The 3,052-nt window shown below is 58.9% G+C and carries 2 protein-coding genes and 1 tRNA gene; all 3 read left to right on the forward strand.

Going from position 1 to position 3,052, the window contains the following annotated elements; genetic code table 11:
* Nucleotides 1–376 precede the first annotated feature (376 nt).
* The 3 genes from NW815_RS12630 (at nt 377) to NW815_RS12640 (ending at nt 2,791) form a co-directional block, all read left to right on the forward strand.
* Nucleotides 377–937: an FHA domain-containing protein gene (locus NW815_RS12630; protein ID WP_414388613.1), complete on the forward strand. Its 561-nt coding sequence runs from the start codon at nt 377–379 to the stop codon at nt 935–937.
* A gap of 72 nt (nt 938–1,009) precedes the next feature.
* A tRNA-Gln gene (locus tag NW815_RS12635) sits at nt 1,010–1,081 on the forward strand.
* 234 nt (nt 1,082–1,315) lie between these two features.
* Complete coding sequence (locus tag NW815_RS12640; protein ID WP_414388617.1) at nt 1,316–2,791, forward strand: cobyric acid synthase; 1,476 nt, start codon at nt 1,316–1,318, stop codon at nt 2,789–2,791.
* Nucleotides 2,792–3,052 lie beyond the last annotated feature (261 nt).

Genomic DNA, 3,052 nt, shown 5'->3' on the forward strand with positions numbered 1-3,052 from the left:
TCTCCTCGATGGCGAGGGTGCCTCCCACATAACTGCGCAGCAAAGCTCCTGCCTCCAGGGCAGCTTCTGTGGCCACATCCAACCGACGCAGCAGGGCCTCCGTCACACCCTCACCTCAAGGTTAAAAACCTGCTACTCAGAATAGCCCGCCTGAGGCTGTGGCTCCCAAGGGATCCCTGAAAGCCAAAATAGGCCCGACCCAAACCCAATTTTTTGGGAAAGGGGGTATCTCCAAGACTGCCTATAGTGTATAGTACAGTACACTGGGGCTTGTGGGTTTTCCGGCAGCCCGCCAAGACCAGAGTTCCTTTGAAAGCAGTAGGGTTTTGGGGAACTATAGATAAGACTTTGAATTTGGAAAGCCAAGCTGCTGTAAATGGCGTTGAGCGTTGAGGGGGGAAGACCTTTGCCACATAGCTACGACGATTTCTTTACCTCCACCACGGCGGTTGGTGGGGGGGATCCTCTTGCTTCTAGCTACAGCTTTGATCTGCCAGCAGATCTGTTCGATCGAGTCCCTGAGCAGCCGGTATCCCATCCGGAGTTCACCCTGTCCATCTGCCATCCTGTCCGGCCCTGCAGCTACATCCTGCGGGAGAGTATCTACACGGTTGGACGGGATCCCTCCAACGCCATCCAGATCGTCAATCGGTTTGTCTCACGTCACCACGCTTACCTGGTGCGGGTGCCCACCAAGTCCAACCGGACAGGGTTTACCTATTGCCTGATCGACGGCAACCGCAAGGGCCAGTCCAGTACCAATGGGGTGTTTGTCAACGGCACGCGGGTGGCTACTCACTACCTGAGGAGTGGAGATGTCATCTATTTCGGGCCAGAGATCCGCGCCTATTTCTTCGAGGTGGCCCGCATTCTCCCTGTGAACCCCTTTGACATCGGCCCTGGCCTTGGCGAAGAGCTTCAGCTTCCCCACGCATAGGAGCTCACTGCAACTGTTGACAGACCCGAAGCTGCATCGCTAGATTAATTAAGCTGGTTAAGCAATGTGAATTGGGGCATCGCCAAGCGGTAAGGCAGCGGGTTTTGGTCCCGCCATTCGGTGGTTCGAATCCATCTGCCCCAGCTCAAAATCCTGTCGAAAGCACAAAGCGCAAGCCCCTGGGATCCCGTGCAGACCGGAGGGTGCGGCTCTGGGCATCAGCAGGGCGGTTAACTAGGGGATTGCAGAGTCGCCTTTGCCAACGGAGGCCCTGGCTTGGCAGGACTGGCCGCGGGGAGAATGGCAACAACCGGAGAATGGCAACAACCAGAAACCAAGGGTGAGGGATCCGGGGTGATCTGTTCAGGTCGATCCTTGATGGTGGTGGGAACTTCTTCCCATGTGGGCAAAACCCTGCTGGTAACAGCCCTCTGTCGCATTCTCAAGAAAGCGGGAAAAAGGGTCGCCCCCTTCAAAGCTCAGAATATGTCCCTCAACGCCTATGTCACCCCAGACGGCAAGGAGATTGCCTACGCGCAGGCTCTGCAAGCTTGGGCTGCCGGGATCCCCCCTGCGGTGGAAATGAACCCGATTCTTCTGAAGCCCCAGGGCAACCTGACTTCCCAGATCGTCTTGAACGGAGTGGCGGTGGGCACCTACCGCGCCGGAGAGTATTACGAGCGCTGGTTTGCGCCGGCCTGGCAAGCGGTCAAAGAAGCCCTTGCTCGCCTACAACAGCAGTACGACTGGATCCTTTGCGAGGGGGCAGGCAGTCCGGCAGAGGTGAACCTCAAACATCGGGACTTGGCGAACATGCGGGTTGCCTTGCATTTGGGATCCCCCACTTGGCTGGTGGCGGACATCGACCGAGGTGGGGCGCTGGCCCATGTGGTGGGCACACTCCAACTGCTGGAACCCGAAGAGCGGGCCTTGATCCGGGGCATTGTCATCAACAAGTTTCGGGGCTCGCGGGAACTGTTGCAGCCCGGCCTGGATTGGCTGGAAAACTACACCGGGATCCCAGTTGTCGGGGTCTTGCCTTGGGTGGACTGGGTTCTGCCCCAAGAGGATTCGATGGGAATTGCAGCCAACCCCCTGCTTTGGGAAGATCGCCGCGACCGGGCCGGTGGCCAAGCCCTGAGGGAAGGGCGCCTGGAGATTGCTGTGGTGCGTTTGCCCCAGGTGGCCAATTTCTCGGATTTTGAACCCTTGTTGGCGGAGCCCACCGTCCATCTGCGCTGGGTTCACCCCGGCCAAAGTTTGGGATCCCCGGATGTGGTCATCCTGCCCGGCAGCAAAACCACCCTCAACGATCTGTTCGCGTTGCAAAAGACCGGCTTGGCCGATCAACTGCGCCAATACTCCGGCCATATCGTCGGCATTTGCGGCGGACTGCAAATGTTGGGAGAGACCATCGCCGATCCCGAAGGCTGGGAGGGGATCGCCGGCACCTACCCAGGGCTGGGCTTTCTCCCTTTGACCACCGTTTTACAACCCACCAAGGTCACCCAGCAGGTGCAGACCCAAAGCCGATGGCCTGCCCTGGCCCCCATTCAGGGGTACGAAATTCATCAGGGATCCACCCAGGCGGATCCCTCTGGTTGCCTGCCGCTGTTCGAGCAAGAGAACCTGGGCTGGCGGGATCCCACGGGTCGGATTTGGGGCAGCTATCTGCATGGCCTGTTTGACAACCACCTGTGGCGGCGACAATGGCTGAACTGGCTGCGCCGACAAAAAGGCTGGGATCCCTTGCCGGATCTGGAGGGCCACTATGCTCAGCAGCGGGAGCAATTGCTGGAGCGCCTGGCCGATCTGTGGCAGCCTCACCTGGACTTGGGCCTGTTGATGGAATAGCCCATCGGCGATGGGGGAGAGAAGTGGGGTGGGAGGCTATGTTGCGCCAGGTTACGCCAGCGCGACCGGAAATCCAGGATCCACTCAACCGGTTGCCTCGGCTACCTCTGCCTGACCCGAAGAAGTCCGCTCCGAAAGACTTATGCAACGCTGAACAAAACAGAACTTTGCCCAGCATCGCTGCTTTCTTCCTGCTTCAGCGACCCATGACTAGCGGCAGAGTTCACCCCCACCACCCCGCCAGAGGAGTCTCCACAGGCG

It is taken from the genome of Synechococcus sp. R6-7 (genome assembly GCF_047461695.1).
Taxonomy (GTDB): Bacteria; Cyanobacteriota; Cyanobacteriia; order Thermostichales; family Thermostichaceae; genus Thermostichus.